13 protein-coding genes are annotated in these 15,055 nt (G+C 41.9%); 10 read left to right on the forward strand and 3 right to left on the reverse strand.

Annotation, left to right across the window (positions count from 1 at the left end):
• Positions 1-30: 30 nt before the first annotated feature.
• On the reverse strand, positions 31-936 hold the full coding sequence (locus NST40_RS02025) for a LysR family transcriptional regulator (RefSeq protein WP_342410367.1): 906 nt from the start codon (positions 934-936) through the stop codon (positions 31-33).
• Positions 937-1,045: 109 nt separating this feature from the next.
• Between NST40_RS02025 and NST40_RS02030 the strand changes: the two genes are divergently transcribed.
• From NST40_RS02030 to NST40_RS02055, 6 genes are all read left to right on the forward strand, one after another.
• Positions 1,046-1,450, forward strand: coding sequence for a tautomerase family protein (locus tag NST40_RS02030; protein WP_076185657.1), 405 nt, complete (start codon positions 1,046-1,048; stop codon positions 1,448-1,450).
• 1 nt (position 1,451) lies between these two features.
• Positions 1,452-1,781 carry a carboxymuconolactone decarboxylase family protein gene (locus tag NST40_RS02035; protein ID WP_076124622.1) on the forward strand — a complete coding sequence of 110 codons (330 nt, stop codon included), beginning with the start codon at positions 1,452-1,454 and terminating at the stop codon, positions 1,779-1,781.
• An 84-nt stretch (positions 1,782-1,865) separates the two neighbouring features.
• Positions 1,866-3,440, forward strand: a complete 1,575-nt coding sequence (locus NST40_RS02040; RefSeq protein ID WP_312149643.1) for a sigma-70 family RNA polymerase sigma factor — start codon at positions 1,866-1,868, stop codon at positions 3,438-3,440.
• Positions 3,441-3,705: 265 nt separating this feature from the next.
• Positions 3,706-4,422 carry a hypothetical protein gene (locus NST40_RS02045; RefSeq protein ID WP_342410368.1) on the forward strand — a complete coding sequence of 239 codons (717 nt, stop codon included), beginning with the start codon at positions 3,706-3,708 and terminating at the stop codon, positions 4,420-4,422.
• Positions 4,423-4,488: 66 nt separating this feature from the next.
• The gene (locus NST40_RS02050) at positions 4,489-6,096 is read left to right on the forward strand and encodes an FtsX-like permease family protein (protein WP_342410882.1); all 1,608 of its coding nucleotides are present in this window, start codon (positions 4,489-4,491) and stop codon (positions 6,094-6,096) included.
• A 102-nt stretch (positions 6,097-6,198) separates the two neighbouring features.
• The gene (locus NST40_RS02055) at positions 6,199-7,176 is read left to right on the forward strand and encodes a phosphotransferase (protein ID WP_339246063.1); all 978 of its coding nucleotides are present in this window, start codon (positions 6,199-6,201) and stop codon (positions 7,174-7,176) included.
• Between the two features lie 47 nt (positions 7,177-7,223).
• On the opposite strand, the gene NST40_RS02060 is transcribed toward NST40_RS02055, so the two are convergent.
• On the reverse strand, positions 7,224-8,117 hold the full coding sequence (locus tag NST40_RS02060; protein WP_342410369.1) for an AraC family transcriptional regulator: 894 nt from the start codon (positions 8,115-8,117) through the stop codon (positions 7,224-7,226).
• Between the two features lie 145 nt (positions 8,118-8,262).
• Between NST40_RS02060 and NST40_RS02065 the strand changes: the two genes are divergently transcribed.
• The 3 genes from NST40_RS02065 (at position 8,263) to NST40_RS02075 (ending at position 13,055) form a co-directional block, all read left to right on the forward strand.
• Positions 8,263-10,515, forward strand: a complete 2,253-nt coding sequence (locus NST40_RS02065) for a beta-L-arabinofuranosidase domain-containing protein (protein ID WP_342410370.1) — start codon at positions 8,263-8,265, stop codon at positions 10,513-10,515.
• Between the two features lie 306 nt (positions 10,516-10,821).
• A complete protein-coding gene (locus NST40_RS02070) occupies positions 10,822-12,537 on the forward strand; it encodes an ABC transporter ATP-binding protein (RefSeq protein WP_076275994.1) in 1,716 nt (571 codons plus the stop codon).
• Positions 12,538-12,572: 35 nt separating this feature from the next.
• Positions 12,573-13,055, forward strand: coding sequence for an NUDIX hydrolase (locus NST40_RS02075; RefSeq protein WP_342410371.1), 483 nt, complete (start codon positions 12,573-12,575; stop codon positions 13,053-13,055).
• A gap of 66 nt (positions 13,056-13,121) precedes the next feature.
• Here NST40_RS02075 and NST40_RS02080 read toward each other — a convergent pair whose 3' ends face one another.
• Entirely contained in the window at positions 13,122-14,018 is an 897-nt protein-coding gene (locus NST40_RS02080; protein WP_076275995.1) for a LysR family transcriptional regulator, read from the reverse strand.
• A 339-nt stretch (positions 14,019-14,357) separates the two neighbouring features.
• Here NST40_RS02080 and NST40_RS02085 point away from each other — a divergent pair, with 339 nt between their 5' ends.
• On the forward strand, positions 14,358-15,029 hold the full coding sequence (locus tag NST40_RS02085) for an O-methyltransferase (protein ID WP_076192727.1): 672 nt from the start codon (positions 14,358-14,360) through the stop codon (positions 15,027-15,029).
• Positions 15,030-15,055: the final 26 nt, after the last annotated feature.

A 15,055-nucleotide genomic window follows, 5' to 3' on the forward strand; every position in this document is an offset into this window, starting at 1 on the left:
AAGCTATCATATATGGAACTAGCTTGAGGTTCAAATGTGGAGCGTAGGATTAGCGTTACTAATCCTCTCAATTTCTTCTTTTATGATTTGTAGGATTAGTTTTTTAGATGATGTTGCTAGATATTCTCGGTTGCGCCGCTGCAATATACCCACTTGAATGAACGGCTCGCTTAGTTCAACATCTATTTTTACGATATCTGTCATTAAAGCTGTCGAATCAAGCACTACCCCCACCCCAAGGTTCTTTCTTACAAAATGAGGAATAGCAGAAATTTGGCTTATGGTGGATAAAGTGGGCTTTGATTCGAATCTCGAAAATTGCTTAGCTAACCGAAGGTAATATAAGCAGGTGCGTCCTCCAGCTATAATTGGATATTTAAGAATTTCTCGAAATGAAATATCGTCTCGTCCGTTTAAAGGATGATTTTCATCTACTATAAAAGCGATTTTCTCGTGATAAAGCGGTTCGAAATAAAAGAAAGACAGGTCGGACGGCTCACCGCAGATGGCGAAATCCAGTTCTCTTTGTAGAACAAGTTGTGAGAGGGAATCAGTGTTACCCTGAATGAAGTTACATGCCATCTTTGGTTTTTGCTCCTGAAACTTTCGCAAGGCGTTCGGTAGGACGGATTCCATCATGGATTCAATGCCTCCGATATGAAGTGTGCCAATTTCGTCATGCTGTAAAGCTTTGGTGAGTTCTGTTACATAGTTCCAATGTTGAATAAGGTTATCGATTTCCGCTGCAAAAACTTGCCCGGCACTTGTCAGTTCTACTTCCCAGCCTCTGTGAAAGAGTTGTATGCCCAGTTCCTTTTCAAGTCGTTGAATTTGGTTGGTAATGGTAGACTGCGCATAATTCAACTTCTCGGCAGCGCGTGAGAAAGTGCCTTCTTGAAGAATGGTCTTAAAAGCCATCAGTTCTTTTAGATCCATCGATTGTCACCCCTATCGGTATAATTGATTAAGATTATTATCTTATTCAATTATATAAATCAAAATACTGAGAGTACAATAAAAGAATTCAAAGAAGGAGTGAATTAAAATGCCATTCATTAGAGTCAGTTATCTGGAGCAACAATACGACATTCATCAGCTAGAAGGAATATGCAGAGCGATTATGAGCGCGTTAATTCAGCATTTCCATGTACCGGAGGATGATATGTTTCAGGTTTTTCATGCGCATAAAGCGGGGGAATTTTTTTATAGTAAAGATTATTTAAATATTGAACGAAGCGACGGACTGATATATATCCAAGTTACGCTAAAATCCGGAAGATCAACGGAACAGAAGAAAAGCTTTTACGCGAGGCTAGCCGAGGAATTATCGATGACGCTAAACATCAGAAAAGAAGATATATTCATTGTGCTCGTCGATACGGAATTCGAAGATTGGTCGTTTGGTAACGGTGTTGCTCAAATGCTACAACCTCCGGTTAGGGAGGTGTAATATGGCGCATCAGAAAATCGTCACAAATGTACGGGAATCGTTAGGGGAGTTCGCTCCGGCATTCGTCGACTACTCGGAAAATGTGTTATTTGGGGACTTATGGAGACGTGAGCAATTATCACTTCGGGATCGTAGCATGATTACGATTTCTGCTTTGGTGATGGGGGGCATGACGGAACAACTCCCCTATCATCTGCACTTGGCTTTAGAGAACGGCTTACAACTTGAAGAAATCGTGGAGGCCATCACCCACCTTTCTTTTTATGTAGGTTGGCCGCGAGCCTCTTCAGCTCTAGAGGTTGCAAAGGATGTAATAGGAAAAAATAAATAACGTCTGACTTTTCAATCCCATCCGTAACCTTTAGAAACTTCATTGGCACTTGTATATAATACGGAAGAAGGGAGCGGAGGACAGATGCTTCAGTATATAGAAGAGGCTAAACAAGGAGACCGACAAGCTTTTGAACAGATTGTTAAGCACTTTACACCGATGGCCAATGCAGTTGCGTTCGAAAAGCTGCGTGACTATCAATTAGCGGAAGATGCTGTGCAGGAAGCTTTCACAGAAGCCTTTTTGCATTTGAATAAATTACGAGCAGTAGAGGCATTCCCGGGCTGGTTTAAAGCTATTGTGGTGCGGCAATGTTATCGCATCTTGCGAAGAAAGCAGCATCCTGCATTACCCTACGAGGAAGCTGCGCAAGCGACAGAATCTTCATTTTCTATAGCAGATATTATTGAAAAAAAGGAAACCCAGCGGCTGGTTCACGAGTCTATAGCTGCATTAACTTCCAATATGCGGATTGCCGTTCAATTATATTATTTTCAAGGCTACTCACTACAAGAGATTGCTGACTTTCTGGGGACTTCGGTTTCGGTGTTGAAGAAGCGACTTTTTGATGCCCGCCGCAAGCTGAAAGGTGCATTGCCTGTGGCAGATGTTCTTTCCGTATTCAACCATTTGTACGAAGGGGGAAAAGCTGTGCTTCACATTGTAAATGGAGATGTAGTGGGAGAGAAGCTGCGGCAAGGAATCGTGAAAGGTGATGTACTAGTGTGGAGAGAGGTATATTCGCATGGGCCGGTATTTTTGGATCCTGCCGATGGAGATAACCGCGCTGTTCGAGCGCAATATTTGGAACAAACGATGGGGATTCCGCAGAGGGAATTTATCGCCAATAGTGAGAGGCAAGAGAAGATTTTAGCTGATTTCCATAAATATGAAGAAGTGGTGTTATGGTTCGAGCATGACCTTTTCGATCAGACGATGCTCAGTTATTTACTCCATTGGTTCTCGAAGCAGAAAATGTTAACCACCAAGCTAAGCTTACTATGCATTGGAGAGTATCCGGGAATAAAGTTATTTCGAGGACTTGGACAACTTTCTATAGAGCAGATGGAAACATTATCAGGCACATGGAAGCTAATCGGAGCCAAAGAATTAGAAGCAGGTCAAGCACTCTGGGAAGCCTATGTATCACCGAATCCAGAATTGCTGCAACAACGATTAACTACAGATACATCGGCTTTACCCTTTGCACATGACGCCTTCCGGGCGCATTTATCGCGCTTTCCTTCTACTACAAACGGACTTGGCATCGTAGAACAAATCACGCTGGAGATGATCCGTGAGGGAATAAAATCACCCTATGAGCTGTTCAAAAATGTGGGTGATAAGCTTAACATCTTAGGAATGGGCGACCTGCAATATTGGCATATCCTAAGAAAGATGGTACAAGGCACGTACCCTTTGCTACAAACCCATGGATGCAATGAGTTCCCTGTTTATAACGATTCAGTAATGCAATTTAAAGACTGTGAGCTTGTATTAACAGAGCTAGGTAAGAGTGTAATAGCTGGAAACGAAGACTGGGTGCAGAAGAATGGCAGCGATGAGTGGTTTGGAGGTGTACATCTGCAAGGATTGACTCCGCGCTGGCGGTGGAATCCGTTGGTCGGTGCGCTTCAGGAGAGAAGTGCCGAGGCGTAATTTATTAATCTAAATGTTTGCTACCCAAGGCATATTGAGCATAAAAAGACTTCCGCTAACTTGGAGATACTCAAACGCTCCAGAGGGGGAAGTCTTTTTTGTTGTATCCATATATTATATGAATAGTAAATATAGTATATATCATCTATTTAAAGGGTGATTGATCTTTGTTGGAGAATATTATCTATAGAATAAATAGTGAAAGTATTCACTTGATGATGCAAAGGGAGGAATATTCGTTATACGATAGGAGGATGATGTATCAATGTCCATACAGAATAAAACAGCAATGATAAGAATTGCAAAAGCAAATTTAAAAGCGGAAAAAACCAAAAATTACTTTGTAGGCAGTGTGATAGCTTTAGCTGCGTTTTTATTAACTGTTGTAATGACCTTTGGTTATAATTCTTTTACTAACCTACAACATGAGTCGAATTTCCAGGCTTTATTCTATAATCTCAATAACAATGAAATCTCACGATTGAAAGAAATAGAGGGAATTAATAAAATCGGACTCTATAAGGAAATAGGCAGAGAGAAAAAAGAAGAACGCTTATTGTCCATTCTCTACACGGATCAAGCCATGATGGATTTATCAAATGCCAATATCGTTCTGGGGAAGTTCCCTACAAAAGAAAATGAAATTGCAATAGAAAAAGACTTTCAGTTATCTGATGATCGAAGCCTGGGGCTTGGCGATTCTATTTCTTTGCAATTTAGAAACAATGCCAGCAAAGAATTTCAAACCAGCCAATTTGTGATTTCTGGAATTCTGCAAACAACCGCATCAGGTAACGAGAATCGAATCGGCTACAATGCTCTGGTATCAAGCGCGTTCGTTGAGGCAGATCCGTTTCTTTCCAAAGAGGATTACTCCGCGGCAATTAGCATCAACAACAGCAGCAGTTATTCCAACGAGGAACTGAAGTCAAAAATCAAAGAAATAGGGCAGCGAATGGGTATCTCTGAGAGAAATGTTTAGATCAATAATGTGAATGTGGACAGTAATAATCTGTCAGGAAGCACTGTGATATCCATCTTGTCTATCATGCTGATTATCGCACTGGCTTGTTGGCTTGTCATCTACAATATCTTTTATATTTCAATTACTAAGCGAATTAAACAATACGGACAACTTAGAGCAATCGGTGCAACAAAAAGGCAGATAAAACAGCTAGTTCTATATGAAGGGAAAAATCTTTCAAGAAAATATATCCCTATTGGAGTTATTTTTGGATGTTTAATGAGCTGGATTTTAAGTGGCTTTCACTGGAATGCAGTTCCAAGTTTTTCACTTGCCTTTTTAGCCGGTTTGCTCACCAAAGTAACAGTTAGAGCTTCATTAAACGCACCATCTAAATTCGCATCAAGAATCTCTCCTATAACAGCGATTAGACATGTAGATGCCGATGTTAATACAAAAAAGGAGAAAAGAAACTCGAAAAGACTCACACCATTTTCTTTAGCTGCATTGAACTTATCAAGAAGCAGGAAAAAGACGGTGTTAACTTTGCTGTCTCTTTTTTTAAGCGGAACGCTATTTGTTTCCTTGGGGACATTGTTAAACTCGGTCGATCCAATCTCAAAAGCAGAGAAATATTTTCCGAATCATGGTCGGTTTGATATTCAAATTAATAATGAGTTGTATTCTGAAGCAACCTCATTAAGTGATCTTCAGACGGAAGGGCAACTATCTACTTCTTTAAAAAATAAAATCCTAGCTATAAATGAAGTTGAGGACGTAATCGAACATCAGTATATTGAAGCTGCTATCGAAGGAATAAAAACGGATGACGGGGCCGCGATAGTCAGTATTGAGAATATCCCTACGTTAAACAACGAAAGATGGAGTAGTCATTTGGCTGAGGGGAAGATCCCGGATGTTGATTCGTCGGATGCATCCTACATTCTCCTTAACAGCGCCAGTAGTGACTTAGATTATTACGGGGCTCATTACGCTGTCGGTGATCATATTTCATTCATAATTGCTAATGATCAGGAGAAGGTTAAACATGATTTTGAGATCATTGGAGATATTACGGATAAGAATTCAGGAACTTCATTTTATCTTCCACCCAAAGTAATGCAAACTGTAGCCCCTTTTAATAGCAATAAGAGCTACGAAGTTATTACTATGGATAAATCGAATGAAGAGTTAATAAAGAGTGAGTTAGAGGGTGTGATTCTCAATGAGGATACACTCAAATTATTGTCTTTTTCCGAAGTTGTGGAATCCAATAGAATTGCTTTTAGAACTATCACTATTTCAGTGTATAGTTTTATGGTTTTTATAGCAGTATTCAGTATGATCAATCTCTTGAACACCATAATCACCACTATTTCTGCAAGAAAAGGGGAGCTAGGCCTTATGCAAGCCATAGGAATGAGCCGAAAACAATTAATGGCTATGTTAACCTATGAAACAGGATTTTTAGTGGTTGGAAGCTTTACGATGGCTCTTTTTACGGGCAATCTAATGGGATACATGATAAGTAAGAGTGCAGGGAATATGGGGGGGCTTTCCTACATTCAATACCAATTCCCTTGGAGTGCTATTTTCCTGTATTTCTTGGTTATTTTACTTGTCCAGACTGGTATGGTTCAGTTTGTTAGACGATCAATATCGAAGCAGAGCATTATAGAGCAATTAAATTAACGATGCGGAAAGTTTAACTATATTTAATAAATCCCTCGCCTTTATACGGGCCAAACGTGAAAATAAATAGTGAGTAGCAATTAACGTTGAAGGGTGATTTATATGCTGAAACTACCGGTGTATCATTCCGTAATTTCTTCCCATGCCATAGTACCCGTAATTAATGATCTTTATGAAATCGGGGATGTTCTGGAGTGTGGTTTTTATGAGAACGGACTTAATGATACCTATTTACTAAAGACCTCTATTGATAAATACATTCTTAGGATCTATAAAGCTCATTGGCGAAATAAACATGAGATTGATTTTGAACTGGAGTTATTGAATCACTTAAATAAGAAGAATATCCCGGTATCGGCTCCGGTAATCAGCAGGGAGGGTGGTTACCTAATTGAGCTGGAGGCTCCTGAAGGAACACGTTACGCAGTTCTGTTTACTTTTGCAAAAGGCAATTATTCCGATGGAAAAGCTAGCTGTGAATTATACGGTGAACAAGTGGCTAAGATGCATCTGGCTATGGATGATTTCGAATGTGGGCAGCAAAGATTTACGCTTAATCTGGATCATCTGCTTAAAGAACCGCTTCAATCGATTCGCAAGCCTTTATCCCACAGGCAAGAGGATATCGATTATCTAGAATCTTTGTCGGAAGTATTGGCAAATAGCATAGCTGAAATCTCATCAGAGCTGGATTGGGGGGCATGTCATGGTGATCTTCATGGAGCGAACGTACATTTCTACGAGGATACCCTGACTCATTTCGACTTTGATTGCGGAGGCTTTGGCTGGAGGGCCTATGATGTTTCCGTGTTTTTGTGGTCAAGGGTTAGAGGGAAAGAACGAGAGCATTTTGACAATGAACAATGGACTGTTTTCCTGGATTCATACCAAAAGCATAAAGTATTATCTGAGAACGATTTAAAGGCAATCCCTATATTTGTTGCTATCCGGGAGATATGGTTGATGGGTCTGCACACAGGGAACGCACAGGTTTGGAGTTGTGGGTGGCAAAACGATCATTACTTCAATACTAATCTGCAATTCCTACGTAATTGGTGTGAAGTTCATTCTATCCAATAGACAATACCCAAACAAGAAGCCACTCCATATTTAGGGGTGGCTTTACTTCAGTCATTATTCATAAACGTCTTATGATAAGCGTTACGATATTGGGTGGGCGTCATGTTTTCGTATTTTCGGAAGAGGCGCATGAAATATTTATCGTCGGTGAATCCCGTCTCTGTCGCGATGTCCCTCACGCTTAATGCGGTTCTGGTTAGTAGCTCCTTCGCTTTAGTCACACGTACTGAATGGATATATTCCAATGGCCCCATGGAGGTATGCTGTTTAAATAGCCGAGCTAAATAGTCCTTGTTGTAATTGAATTTATCCGCGATGATGGCCACGGTAAGCGGTTCGCTTGCATGTATCCTTGTCCACTCAGCTATTTTGACGAAGGTGACATCTTGCTGTGCGCGGATCAGCTTACTGGCGAACGGCTGAAGTGCATGCTCAGACAGCTCAATTAAAAGCGAGGTCAGCAAATAATTAACGCTGGAATAGGTTAAATACCCCGAGTTGGCCACATGAAGGATTTGATTCGCCAGAATATGAATCCGGTCACTATGTTGGATTTTTATGATTTGGGGCAGATATAGATCATGTACGGACCATAAGCGCTGTGTGCGCGAAAAGATTTCTTCTGCCTCAGGCTTCATTTCCTCCTCACTCAGTAATAACCCCTCGGTTGTCAGTTCGAAATGAAACCAATAAAACCTAACCCCGGGTCGTGACTCTCTATAGCCGACATGTGTGCGATTAGGCATGAGCAGAAGAGCTTCGTCAGGGCCTACTTCAAATTGTTTGTTCTCCTCACTCAAATATACCGTTTCGTTCACGCCAATGATTAGTTCGTAGTTCCCCATAACACGCTCTACATGCTTCCATGGTGTTTCTGAGATAAATTCACCTGCCGCTGTAAAATGAACAGGTGCATCTGCATTTATTTTTAAATAGCTCATGCGGTCCTCCTAGTATTCAATAAGTCGGGTTTGTCCACTATTTGTACGACTGATCTACCGACAAATCAACGTTCCGGTGTTATCTTATGGATACAAATATACACTTGTCATCTAACCCTGACAAGATTGCGAGGGAGCGATTTCATTGAAGACGCAAGCTTTTGATCTACAGAACGTACGAATTGATTCAGGTCCACTTCTCCATGCGATGGAGTTAAATACTGATTATTTACTTAAGCTTGAGGCAGATCGGCTTCTGTCGCGTTTTCGCGAATATGCTGGCTTAGAGCCTAAGGCTGCTCACTACGAGGGCTGGGAATCTCAGGGTATTAGCGGCCATACGTTAGGCCATTATATTTCTGGATGTGCGTTAATGTATGCCTCTACGGGAAATGAAGAGCTGCTACAACGCGTGAATTATGTAGTAGATGAATTAGAGCAATGTCAGGATGCGCATGGCAATGGCTTTATTTCCGGCATTCCTCGTGGCAAGGAGTTATTTGAGGAAGTGAAGGCAGGCGACATTCGCTCACAGGGCTTTGACCTCAACGGAGGTTGGGTGCCGCTTTACACGATGCATAAGCTGTTTGCAGGTCTTCGCGATGCTTATCGATTGGCCGGCAATCAGAAGGCGCTCGTTATTGAAACGAAGCTGGGGCTGTGGCTTGAGGATATTTTTGCAGGGCTGAGTAAAGATCAGATCCAAGAGGTGCTGCGTTGTGAGTTTGGCGGCATGAATGAAGCGCTGACGGATTTGGCAGAGGATTCCGGAGAAGATCGTTTCCTCGCGTTAGCGGAAAGCTTTTATCATGGGGAAGTGCTTAATGATCTGGCCGTAGAAAAAGATACCCTAGCTGGAAGACATGCTAATACACAGATTCCAAAAATCATCGGAGCTGCTAGACAATATGAGGTAACAGGGCAGGAGCATTATGCAGGTATTTCCCGCTTCTTCTGGGATCGGGTCGTGAATCATCATTCTTATGTGATCGGCGGCAACAGCTATAATGAGCATTTTGGTGAACCGGATAAGTTAAATGATCGATTGGGTGAAGGTTCCTGTGAGACATGCAACACGTACAATATGCTGAAGCTGACTAAGCATATGTTCCAATGGGATGCGTATGCAGCGTATGCAGATTACTACGAACGTGCGATGTATAACCACATCTTAGCCTCTCAGGAGCCGGTAGATGGCCGGGTATGTTACTTCGTATCTCTCGAGATGGGTGGACATAAATCGTTTAATTCGCAGTTCGAAAGCTTTACGTGTTGTGTAGGTTCGGGAATGGAAAGCCATTCTATGTATGGCTCGGCGATATACTTCCATAGTGCAGATGAGCTTTATGTCAATCAGTACGTACCTTCTACAGTGGCTTGGAAAGAGCAAGGCATTAGCTTGCAGCAAGAGACCAAGTTCCCGGCAGAGGGACAAGGTGTACTGCGGATCAGTGCAGCACAGCCAACGAAATTCACATTAAAGCTAAGATATCCTTACTGGGCTGAGCAAGGGATGAGTGTTAGCGTAAATGGTGAAGATGTTCAAGTAAATGTAGGCAAATCTAACTACTTTACTTTGGATAGAGAGTGGCAGGATGGAGACGTTGTCGAATACGATATTCCGATGTCGGTGAGAATCGAGACGATGCCGGATAATCCGAACCGAGTTGCATTCCTTTACGGGCCACTTGTGCTCGCAGGTGATTTTGGGCCTATAAATGCAGAGGCCAATAGCGATCGCGCCCTTGCTTCCGTATTAATCGGAGATCGGGACACACTGACGAACAACCTCATCCAATCTAATGTGAGCAAAAATGTGTTCCGGATGAAAGGTTTAGGGTATACAGGGGATCATGAGCTTCGTCCGTTCTACCCTATGCATGATCATCGTTATTCCGTGTATTGGGATTTATTTACACCGGAAGAGTGGAAGCTGGCAGAGGCTGAATATCGCGAAGCCGTGGAGAATAACTTGCTGCTTGAGCAGTTAACTGTCGATTCGGTACAACCTGCTGAAATGCAGCCTGAACGCGATCATAATTTCACAGGTGAATTTGTAGGCTTAGGTAAAATCCACAATCGCAAGTATCGGGACAGCTGGATCAATGGCTGGTTCTCCTTCACGATGGAAGTTTTGCCGGATGAGCAAGTGGATCTGGTGGTCACGTATCTGAAGTCGAACGATACTTCGCTGGCATTTGATATTTTGGCGGATGGGGAGCAACTTGGTGTAGGCACTCTTGAGTCTGAGGAGATGAATAAGCTGGAGACGATTCGCTATGAACTCCCGCAGCCGATCACGAGCGGCAAATCAGCAGTTACGATCAAGTTTGCTTCTCATGAAGGACATAAGGTTGGCCAAGTGGCCGGACTACGTATCGTTAAACGGAACTCTTGAATAAAAAGGCTTACAGAATTATAATAGGAACAATTCTTTTAATTGAGGTGAAATGGATGTCTTTCCGTACCGTTACAAGGAACTAGTTATCGGGCTGGGTGAAACGCGTACCAGCTATCAAGGGGGGAGTCTACCCTTTTGATTACAACTAACTAGAGCTTTGAACGGTGCCATAGGCAGCTATTTTTGTAGAGCCAGGCACTTAACCTATTTAACTTAGAGAACCGTTTATTTGTGGATGGTTTTTTACAGTGGGATAGGAGCGTCTGGCTTTTTTGCATTCAATTAAAAGAGGGGATAAACGATATGTTAAAAAAGAGTCTAGCTCACCTAAAGTGGTGGGTATGTGGTTATATTTTATTGGGTTTTGCCATTCAGCTGTTAAGTAGTTTAGGGGTTGTTGTCTTTCAAAAAATATTAGATAAGGCCACGGTAATCAACAGTTTTGGTGAAATATCCACATTAATTATGGTGTATGGGTTTCTGCTAGCTGGGGTGGCGATCCTGAATTATATAGACGAATACCCGAGTGTGTTTTTATCGAACAGCATCACGGAGCGGTTAAAGATTCTTGCACTGTCCAAAATATCAAAAATGGATTATCAAGCGTATCAGGATATGGGAACAGGGCAGATGATTAAGGTGATCGAGAACGGGGCAGCGGCTGGAAACAGCATTATTTTTTCTTTTTTTCTCAAAACATTACATGAGTTGTTACCTACTCTTCTATTCAGTCTAGTCTTTATCAGCTTCTATGATCTAAGGATCATGTTAGTGATTGCAGCTGGCTACGTGGTTGTCTTTCTGATAACAAATCTGTTGTTGAAATTTCTGTATGCCATGAAGGCTGCCATTCTCCAAGAGCAAGAAAAGATGTCCAGATTCTCTATCCGCGGGTTTATGGAATTGGTCGTCTTTAGAACCAACAAGAGATATGAGAAAGAGATCGATAAATTAAGCCAGACTGCACGCACTATCATTCATAAAAATGCTCAGCTAAAAATGATCCATGAAGCTTTTTTTGCTATATTCGAGTTATTTGTCACGATCATTAAAGTTGTTGTCCTGATTTATGGTGTGAAAAGCATTGTCGCAGGCGAGACCTCCCTTGGTATTGTGGTCGCATTGTTTATGTTCATCGATAAAATTTATACCCCAGTTGCCATCTTTAATGTTTTATTTGTAGATTACAGACTGAATAAAGTGACCTACAGAAGATTCGAGGAATTTATTGCTGCCCCAGAAGATAAGAACTTGGAATCCGGAGAAGCCATCACTGAGCTCCAAGGCAATATTGAGTTTAGGGAGGTGTCCTTTACTTATGGGAATGTGCAGATACTGAACAACCTGTCTTTTTCGCTTACGCGAGGAACTTCTGTTGCTATTGTCGGATTAAGTGGAGGCGGGAAATCTACGCTGATTAAATTGATTGTGGGGTTATTAAAAAAGGGCGAAGGTGAACTCTTACTGGACGGTAAGGATATCGATGAGATTCGTTTGAATAGCTACTATGATCATATTTCCTATCTATCCCAAGATACGCCGATTTTTGATGCTACGATAAGGGATAATATTGTATTTGATGAGGATACTCTGTCGGATGAAGAGCTATATGAGATTCTGGGAAAAGTTCATTTGCAGGAAAAAGTAAGCCATTTACCGGATCGCTTAGATACTTTGGTGGGCGAAAAAGGTCTCAAATTATCAGGAGGCGAAAGACAGCGATTAGCGTTTGCCAGAGTCATTGCCCAAAAAAGAAATATTCTAATTCTGGATGAGCCCGTGTCAGCGCTTGATAATATCACTGAGCAAAGTCTTATGGAGACGATTTTGAATGAATTTAAGGATAAAACTATCATCATTGTGGCCCACAGGCTTAATTTTATAAAAGACGTTGATAAGATATTGGTAGTGGATCAAGGATCAATTGTTGGGGAAGGGAAGTTTGATGATTTAATAGAACAGTGCGAAGCTTTTAAAGCGTTATGGAATAGAAAAATATCGTTTACAGATTATCGATAAATTGCTAGACTCTTCTAAAAAAAGAGGTGCTATCTATGGCTTGGCCAACACATATTGTAGCGGTGGGTGGAATTGCAATAAATGAAGAGGGAGATATTCTTTTAGTAAAAACACATCATGGTGGCTGGGTATTTCCTGGAGGACAAGTGGAAGTTGGAGAAAACCTAATGGATGCACTAATTCGCGAGATTAAAGAGGAAAGTGGAATAGATGTTGTTGTTTCTCAATTGATTGGCGTGTATTCGAATACAGGTATGCATAAATGGTATGACGGTGAGACGGATGTTCCTACCAAGGTCATGTTAGACTTTATCTGCAAGCCCGTGGGTGGAGAATTAAGTACTTCGGAGGAAACATCTGAAGTGATGTGGGTAGCCAAGGAGAAGGTGCTGGATCTGATTTCTGCAGCGGCTAATCGTACCCGCTATCAAGCTTATTTGGATTTCGACGGAAATACTAGGTACATGGATTATGTAACTGGAGGTGCGTTTGAAGTTAAATTGGATCGGACGGTGTAAAAAAAGAAGCTTTGAGGCTTTCCCGAAAGGGAAGGCCTCTTTTGTTGGGAATGAGCAATCATTCCGCTATATCGTATAAGGATTGTGACGAATCATCTCAATTAAATTCACTGCGGCTGCTGATAAGGGCTCATTTTTACGTGTACAGATCGCAATGGTATTTTTCAGATGGACGCCTTCTACATATACTCGGCACAATTCTCCACGCTCTACATATTTGCGTACGACTAATGAAGAAACGAAGTTTGCGCCATATCCGGCGATAACGGCTTTGATGGCTTCATGTAGTCCATTAAATTGCAAAGAGATGATAGGAGCGGGTGTGTTGTATGTGCGGCATAAAGATAATAATCGCTCCCGCGTGGAACTCCCTTCTTCACGCATAACGAAGGGTTCCTTCATCATTTCGATTAGAGAAACTTGCTGATTGGCATAACGATGATCGGGTGCGACTACAAACCATAACTCGTCCTGAAATAACTCCTCTGTCTGGATTGTATCTGGATAAGCCTCGGCGATTCCTCCATAAATAGCTATATCCACATCTACATTTAACAGCTGCTTGAGGGCATCACTTGAGTTGGTAGTGGTGATCATCATCTCCACTTGTTCATATTGCTGCTTAAACTTTGCAATCCAGGTAGGAATGAGAAAGTGAGCAGGCAAATACGTTGCGGCTAGACGGATACTTCCGTTACTGCCGTTAACATAATCTTGAGCGAATTGCTCAATTTGTTGTTCTACGGCGAACAGTCGTTTGGCGAGTATAGTAAGCTCTTCCCCTGCATCCGTTAAAGCAATTCCTCTGCCTTGAGGTTTAAATAGGGCAAAGGACAGTTCCTTTTCGAACTTCTTAATCTGCGCAGTGATGGCAGGCTGACTTATATTTAAAATTTCTGAAGCGCGTGTCACACTGCCTGCCGATGCGATTACATGGAATAAGCGTAAGGCATGTAGGTTCATGGTTAAACTCCCATCCTTCAATTCATATATTAAATATATAAATTAAATTTAAAGATATATTATATTTATGATTATAACTGATTTACAATACAGATATAAAGATGAACTTGGAAAGATGAGATTAGGGAAAGGAATAATGGAGAGGAGGTTTGGAACTGTAGGAGCGTAGCGATCGCCTTTGTCTCCGGATTTCAACCATGAACAGTGTTTAAATTGAAGAAATCTGGAGACAACAGCGACCGGAAGTCCAAACACTCCTCGTAGTTACGAACGATCCCTAAATGTGGAATTTATAAGTTCATCTAAACCAAAATCAATACTAAAGGAGAAGTGATAAATATGAATCAAACGACTACTTGGGATAAAGTCGATCAGTATATTACAGAGCGCCTGATTCCACAGGACGCTGTGTTGGAAGAAGTATTGGTCACCAATCAACAGGCAGGGTTGCCGCCCTTTGATGTTTCGCCTAGTCAGGGGAAATTCCTCAATCTACTGGTGCAAATGAAAGGTGCACGCCGGATTTTGGAGATTGGCACCTTGGGCGGGTACAGTACGATTTGGATGGCAAGAGCCCTGCCGTCTGACGGACAGATAGTTACCTTGGAGCTGGATCCTATTCATGCGCAGGTAGCTAAAGCTAATCTTTCGCTTGCCGAGGTGGATCATCTGGTAGAGCTTCGTGTAGGGGATGCATTAGAGCAACTGTCTCAGATGAAACAAGAGGGCGTTGAACCCTTCGACTTTATTTTTATAGATGCCGATAAACCGAATAATCCTAACTATTTAAAGTGGGCGCTGCAATTCTCCCAGCCCGGAACGGTGATCCTTGGAGATAATGTGATTCGTGAAGGGGAGGTCATTAATGAGAATAGCGAAGACGCTCGTGTAGTAGGCGTACGGGAATTCTATGATCTGTTGGCTGAAGAGCCTAGAATTTCGGCTACTGCCATTCAGACGGTGGGAAGCAAAGGTTATGATGGATTTGTATTGGGGATTGTGAATAGCTGAGGGATTCGACAGATCCTCTGAGCGTT

It is taken from the genome of Paenibacillus sp. FSL R10-2778, from assembly GCF_038593035.1.
GTDB classification, from domain to species: Bacteria; Bacillota; Bacilli; order Paenibacillales; family Paenibacillaceae; genus Paenibacillus_AQ; species Paenibacillus_AQ odorifer.